The 7,342-nt window shown below is 42.8% G+C and carries 5 protein-coding genes; 1 reads left to right on the top strand and 4 read right to left on the bottom strand.

Annotated features, from left to right (window positions below; all coding sequences use genetic code 11):
• A partial coding sequence (locus ACYVGO_RS05470) for a hypothetical protein (RefSeq protein WP_460968161.1) occupies window positions 1-718 on the top strand: 718 nt, incomplete at its 5' end.
• A gap of 332 nt (window positions 719-1,050) precedes the next feature.
• Here the strand turns inward: ACYVGO_RS05470 and ACYVGO_RS05475 are convergent.
• The 4 genes from ACYVGO_RS05475 to ACYVGO_RS05490 form a co-directional block, all read right to left on the bottom strand.
• Window positions 1,051-2,151: a hybrid sensor histidine kinase/response regulator gene (locus ACYVGO_RS05475; protein ID WP_460968163.1), complete on the bottom strand. Its 1,101-nt coding sequence runs from the start codon at window positions 2,149-2,151 to the stop codon at window positions 1,051-1,053.
• A gap of 4 nt (window positions 2,152-2,155) precedes the next feature.
• On the bottom strand, window positions 2,156-5,959 hold the full coding sequence (locus tag ACYVGO_RS05480; protein WP_460968165.1) for a sensor histidine kinase: 3,804 nt from the start codon (window positions 5,957-5,959) through the stop codon (window positions 2,156-2,158).
• A gap of 115 nt (window positions 5,960-6,074) precedes the next feature.
• Window positions 6,075-6,818: a response regulator gene (locus tag ACYVGO_RS05485; protein WP_460968167.1), complete on the bottom strand. Its 744-nt coding sequence runs from the start codon at window positions 6,816-6,818 to the stop codon at window positions 6,075-6,077.
• A 372-nt stretch (window positions 6,819-7,190) separates the two neighbouring features.
• The coding region (locus tag ACYVGO_RS05490; protein ID WP_460968172.1) for a M12 family metallopeptidase at window positions 7,191-7,342 on the bottom strand (152 nt) is incomplete at its 5' end.

Genomic DNA, 7,342 nt, shown 5'->3' on the forward strand with positions numbered 1-7,342 from the left:
AAAAACGGATTTTATGAATATGGAAGAAAGAAAAGTAAAACATCCTTTTAAAATTATTCTTGAAAAATATATTTCCGAGATTCTTGTTATTTTTATTGGCATTTCAATTTCCTTTTTCTTTGATGAATGGAGAGAAAATAGGAAAGATGATGAAACAGTAAAAAAACATTTTACTGTTTTAAGAACAAATTTAATACAAGACACGCTGAAACTAACAGTTATGATAAACCATGGCCGTAAATTAGTAAATAGCATCAATAAACTGACTTATTTTAAACTTGATTCAGATATAAAAGATAGTATTAGTTTTCACATTGACAACGCAGGCAGTTATCTGGTTTTCAAGCCAAATCAAATGGCTTATGAGGAAATTAGACAAACTGCACATACAAATTTAATCAAAAATGATTCGTTAAAAATGTTATTCTTATCCTATTATACATCAACAATACCTTATTGTATAGAATGGTGTAAAATAGATGAAACGCACACGATGACACAATTAATTCCAGAAATGAGTAGCTACTTCCCAGTCGTTATTGACTCATTAAACCTCGTTTCTTCACAAGAAAAGATTAAAGCATTAAGGATAAAAAAATTAAGAAATTTACTTCTAGCAAATGCTGTATATAAAAAAGAGACTATAAACACTTTTATCTTCACTAAAAAGACAACTATAAATCTTCTTAAAAAAATTGACGATGAATTAAAAAAGTAACAAAGTCGGGCAGGCACCTACATCGCCAGCGCCATATAAATTCCTTGGCTGTTTGTCCAGATAATTATTTGTACGTGTTACTGTATTATGCTAAAGAAAATTCTCTATTAAGGCCAAGAACCACAAAAATTTATTTGTTGAAAATTTACAAACACTAAAAGAGCCAGGCTGAACTGCAGAGGTTGAAAATAAGGTTGATAAGTTAGTAACTATATATCTGGCCGGTTTTATTATAAAAAAACTGATGAAACAGAGTGGATATGGTCTTTAGCAACCATCCAGGCGTATACAACACAACACGCACTAGTCTACCGGCGGGTAGGCGTTGAGGGTCAGTCAATCACCTGCGGTATCCACATAGATACGGTCGTTTCACCTTCTGATGGGCTTTCAATGGTTAATCGACCGTGGTTTAATTCTAAAATCCGTTTAACAATGGATAACCCCAGGCCAAAGCCCTGCTGCTCGTACTTATTTCGATCAAATTGTTTGTAGGGAGCTATCTGATCGCAATATTCTTCCTTAAAGGGTTGTCCTTTATTTGTGAAGGTAAAGCAATAGTCTGTTCCATCAGGTTTGCCCACCAGCCGAACGGTTTGCGTTGAGCCGGAGAACTTAACGGCATTATCGAGTAACTCTCCCAAACATATTTTAAGGTTCTCCTCCGAAATCTGGAGCTGAGCGCTTTCCACGTCAAGCTGATAGGCAATCTCCCGGTCCTGCCGATGCTCAACCGCCAGCATGTACGTATCAGCAAGGGCTGCTGTTATGGTTGCACATCCCGTTGAAAAATAATTATAATCAATATGGAATGGATCAACCTGCTGCAAGACATCCATTAGTTGAATGTTATCTAATGATCGTTTTAAGCGCAGGCCGCTTAGCTTAATCATCGTCACCATGGATACTGTTTCTTCGCTATTAAATTGTTGAAAATCATCAATCAATAAGGAAGAAAAGCCAATGATACCGGCAAGGGCTGTATTATATTCGTGTGCCGTAACGGAGGCTAAGGTGTGCCGATATTTTTCTAACCGGGTAGTTAAGTCCGCTTTCCGCAAGGCTTCCCGCTGCAAACGACTTGCAATTGTGCGCAGTAAGTTCTCCAGCGTAAAAGGTTTTGTCAGGTAATCATCTGCCCCCAGATCCATTCCCCGGCGCATATCGGCCAGGTCCGACTTAGCCGTTAGGAATATAAACGGCACCGTAGCAATCGACCGATTATTTCGAACTACTTCCAGTACCTGGTATCCATCAACCTCTGGCATCATGATATCACAAAGGATCAGATCGGGTGGTTTCAACATGGCCTGACTTATCCCTTCCCGACCATTAGTAGCGGTTTCTACCTGAAATCCCTGCAACATCAGTAGTTCTTCTATGTTTTCCCGTATCTGAACATCGTCTTCAATGAGTAAGATTTGAGTAGCCATGCGTTCAGTTCTGATTGTGAGGACGTTCGTTTAGTGAGGAAGAAGCAGTAACCAGACCAGGAAGTGTTGGACTGGCTAATTCAATCGGCAGGACAATAGTACACGTAGTCCCTTTTTTCTCTTCGCTTTCAATGTTAAAATGACCACTATGTAATTGTACAAATTGCCGCGCAATAACCAGTCCTAAGCCTGTTCCTGGAATACCGTTTGTGTTACTGGCCCGGAAGAATGCCTGAAATAACGTTGAAAGATCCTTAGCTGGTATGCCAATTCCTTCGTCAATTACTTGTAAAACAAAGTTATTATCATTGAATAAGATACATAATGATGGATTGGTTCTGGAAAATTTAAACGCATTCGACAACAAGTTAACCATAACATGGCTAATCAATTTAGCATCAATAAAAACCTGACGGGGTATTCCTTCTACTGTAAACTGAACAGTGCGATTATCGCCCCGCTGATTGAAATGAGTAGCAATGATTTCTTTGCAAACCGAAACAATATCCACTTGCTTAGGCCTAAAGCTTATTTTCCCCGCTTCAATTCGACCAATGGTCAGAATATCGGTAAGCAAGTTGCTAAATTGGTCGATCTCTTTTTCGATCACAGCCAGATGCTTTTGAATAGAAACCTGGGCCTTAGCTACCGGCAAATCCAGGTACAACCGAATTAAATCGACGCTGGATTGAATTGTTGTGAGCGGGGTTCGAAACTCATGGGAAGCCGTAGAGACAAACTGCGACTTGAGTTGATTCAATTCCTGTTCCCGTGCTAGTGCCTGCTGTAAAACCAGTTCCTTCTCTTTCTGACTGGTAACATCATTAATAATACCAATTTGCCGAATGGCTGTACCTGCTTCATCGCGAATAATAAAGGTGCGAACAAATAGCCAGCGCACGGACTTATTCTTCTCTTTTAGACGAAAATACAGCTGACCTTCCTCACCCGCTTTGTACTGCTCAACAAGATGACGAACAGCTGCCAGATCCTCCTTCAGTACGGTATCCATGAATGAGTACGGATTTTCATGCAGGCGTTCAAAACTGGTATTCCATACCCGCTCGTAAGCTGGGTTAACATAGAGTAGTCGGAATGGATTGGCCGAATGAATCCAAAAAACTTCATCAACATTTTCAGCAATTTCCCGAAATCGCTGTTCACTTTCCCGTAGAGCGGCTTCGGCCCGTTCCTGTTCGGTTACATCCCAGATCACACCAATACGCCGAATAGGCTTCTCCTGTTCATTTCGAATTACTTTACCACTCGCTTTAACATAACGTACTACTCCATCTGGCCGCACAATGCGGGTTACATTCAAAATTGTATCCTCCGGCCATTTAAAATTATGACGTTCCAGAAATGGGGGGCGATCATCGGGATGAATCTTGCTCACAAACTCCTGATAACTTAGGTAAGGTCGTCCAGGGGCAAGGCCAAAAATTTCCCATACCCGATCATCCCAGATTACCCGATCATTTTCCATATCAATTTCCCAAATCCCCTGGCCAGCCGCCTGAGTAGCCAGTTTAAGCCGCTGATTCAGGTTTTGTAACTGTATTTCGTTCTCCTGCCGCTCCGTACTATCACGGGCAGACCCATATACGACATTATCAATACCAATGGCATTCCACTCAATGACTCGATAGTTACCATCTTTTCTACGCATCCGGTTAATCTGATTGCGAACCGGTTGCTGGAGGATGTCTACCAGTAAATTTTTATAGACAAACTTCTGCTCATCAGGATGAATCAGGTCTAAGAACGGGGTCGATTTCAACTCGGCTGCCGAGTAACCCAGCGTTGCCTGAAAGGCTTGATTAACCTCCGATATATTCCCCTGACTATCAGAAATGCAGTGCATATCCAGAGCCCCTTCAAAGAAGGTATTCAGCTCCTGATTTTTCCGCTGGAGCTGTATTTCAGCTGTTTTTAGAGCAGAGATATCCGTAGAAATTCCCACATAGCCGATAGTAACCCCATCGCCATCCTGTAAGGCACTGGCGGCTAACAGGATAGGTACCCGATACCCGACTTTAGTAATAGCCACACATTCGCAATAAAAATAGCCCTGAGTGGCCAGCGCATCGGCGAAGATATTAGCAAGGGGTAGAGCTTGTTCCCCCAACCGATACGCAATGGTAGGCAGTGGATTGCTGGGAGATCCGGGTTCAAGGTAAGCCATTCGCCCAATCAGTTCGTCGACCCGGTAGCCTAACAAATTTTCACTGGCCTGGTTAGCGGTCTGGATTACCCCGTGAATGTCTGTCGAGATAATAGCCTGCCCGGCATGTCTTAAAATTGCCTGGTGCAAAGTCGACAGGCGTCTGATTTCCCCCGTACGTTCCTCTACCCGCTGTTCAAGTTGTTCGGTGTAGTGTTTAAGCTGATCATCCAATTGCTGCTGATACAAAACAACGGCTAAAGGACCGGCCAATTCCTGAGCAATTTGCTGGTATTCTTCCGTAAAGAAATGCGGATTAACCGATGATAGAGAAAAACCGCCAATGCATTCTTCCTGACGATATAAAGGTATGATCACCAGCGAACGGGAACCTCGCAGGTAGGGGTTTATTTCATCGGGTATACCAGTTGAATCTGTCTCCAGATCAGGATAATAAATGGGTTGATTGGGCTTATGGTTTCGGAGGAACCGCTCATACAAAGAATGAGATGCCACGGTTAACTCTGGATTCATATCCAGTTTTCCCTCCAATACCCGGCACTTAACTACAATCTGGCCAGTGGCACTATTAATTTGAGACACTGTTATCCGGTTACAGGGAACCATGAAATGCATATAGTTCATGGCGATCGACAGCGGAGATTGATCGGCTAGCCGATGGTTAAGCAGTGCCTGATCAATGGCATGTAAGCCTTCCAGGCGGTGATTGGCACGCTGGATCGCGGCTTCCTGTTTTAAGCGATACAGTACATTAGCAACCAGCGTACTAAAAGTTTCTAACAAAGAGACGACATTTTGATCCCAGGCTTGCGGCTTATTGATTGTATAGAATCCAACAAATCCTTGTGTTTTCTGTTCCTGGAGCAGTGGTACAGCAATCATTGAATTAACCGAAATAAACTCAAAAAAGGCTTTTTCATGGATTGACTCTGGACTAAGCTTATCAACCTGCAGGCGAATGGTCTCCCCTTTTTCCAGCGTTGGGCGCATCCAGTCAAAACATTCTCGGGGTCTGGTCTGAATTTTACTCTTCCTGTAAGCTATGCGCGGAGCACACCACTCGTGGAGGCAGCGTCCTTCCTGGTAGTCGTTTGAATAGATGAATACCGACGCTCGCTCGGCACCGATATACTCACTAACCTGACCTAGGGCGTCAACAATATAGTCATCAACCTCTTCGGTTTTTAGGGTTATAAACCGACTTGCAACGGCCGACAAAATCGACTCCATGGCCAGATGTCGCTGTAAGTTGTACTCCGACTTTTTCTGTTCGCTCACATCCTGTACGTTAACCATCACCAGATCGTCCAGACGGGTTAAGGTAACATCATGCCATACAGTTTCTCCATCCAGCCGATACTGTTTTAGCAGCCGTTGTGCTTCGCCCGTTTGCAGAACGGCTACCAGCGGATGAAAGAAATCATTTTCCAGAGTTGGCTCATAGACTTTTCTGACGATATGACCAACCAGTTCCTCCTTCGTTTGTCGAAGCAGGTGAGCAAACGCCGTATTGACTCGCCGATACCAGAAATCGGTTACTTCGCACTGGCTATTCCGGACAGGCTCTAGAAAAGCGACACCCTGCAACGACGCATCAAACCAAAATTCTAAAAGTTTCTCCATGTCTAACCAGGGTAACCTAGTCGACTGGACTAGCACGCTTTCGATGTAGGCCCAGCTGATTTTATCGCTTCTGATCAATTCGTATAAAATCAATAGACCCTAAATTGAACGAACACTAACCAGCCAACCATTCTTTAAAAGACCGAAACCGCGCTTTAGGTAAGATGACCTCCTGAGGTTTTCCGCCAATACTGACAAACAAACAGTATTTACCTTTATCCCAGTAGGAATATTTCTGAACACTTTTCCGATGCAGAATGACATTTCGGTTAACCCTAAAAAATTGCTTTCGGTCGAGCTTAGTCGTTAAGGTATCCAAACTCATATCCAGTTGAAAGGTGCCCAGTGGGTGCCACACAAAATACCCTCTTTTGTGGGTGAAGAAGTAAGCGCACTCCTCCGTCGATAGGATCATATGCCCTTTATCATCGCGACCACGGATGGTTTTTAAATGACTGGTAGAGGGAGCCAAATTAACTTGCTGTTGCTGGTTCCTTTTGAGTCGACTGTCAATCGCATTTAACAGATCGTTTACCTGAAATGGCTTGGTCAGGTAATCATCGGCGCCTAAACCCATTCCTTGCCGCAAATCCATCATATCTGCTTTGGCAGTCAAAAAGATAAATGGGATATGAGCGATATCTGGATTGGCTCGTATAGTTTCCAGAACCTGGTAGCCGTCCATATTGGCCATCATAATATCACACACGATCAGATTGGGTTGCCATTCTTTAGCCTCATGGATTCCTTGTATGCCATCCTCAGCCGTCCTTACTTCATAACCATTGGCGGTTAACAGTTCGGCTAAGTTTTCCCGTATCTGCGCTACATCCTCAATGACCAATAGTTGAATTGACATGTGTGAATAATAAACAATGGAGTATCACAGATCGCTTTTTACTTAGGTAGGCAGTTTGGATAAGAACAATAACCTTTGCGCTAGCGATATGCTTACAATAAACCCAATAAAATTTGTTGAGTGTCTGGCGTGCTTGCAGGTAGTTACGCTGAAACCGTTTCGTAGGCCTGAAGAACTACTATAGGCCGGTTGAAAAGAAAATTAGATACTTACGGGCTAGTAGAGCAAGAATGCAAATGTACATAAACAGCATTTCAAAAACAATTAGTTTACCTACCATCCAACAGGCAATAAAACGAACATAGATCATTACAAAAATTCATTGCAAGTCTACATCATTTTAGCCGCAATAGGCTGGTTTTGCTCAACAGGTTACGGATACATGTATCCGATTGTTTTGATATCTGTTGCAGACAAGCCCTGACGTTGACCTATAAACGTTGAGCCGTCTTTTTTGGTCATTGTAGGCAGGCCATTTTTAGAGAAATCATACGAACCATACAGCATGACCGACCCAAAATCCA

This window comes from Spirosoma migulaei (assembly GCF_054776855.1).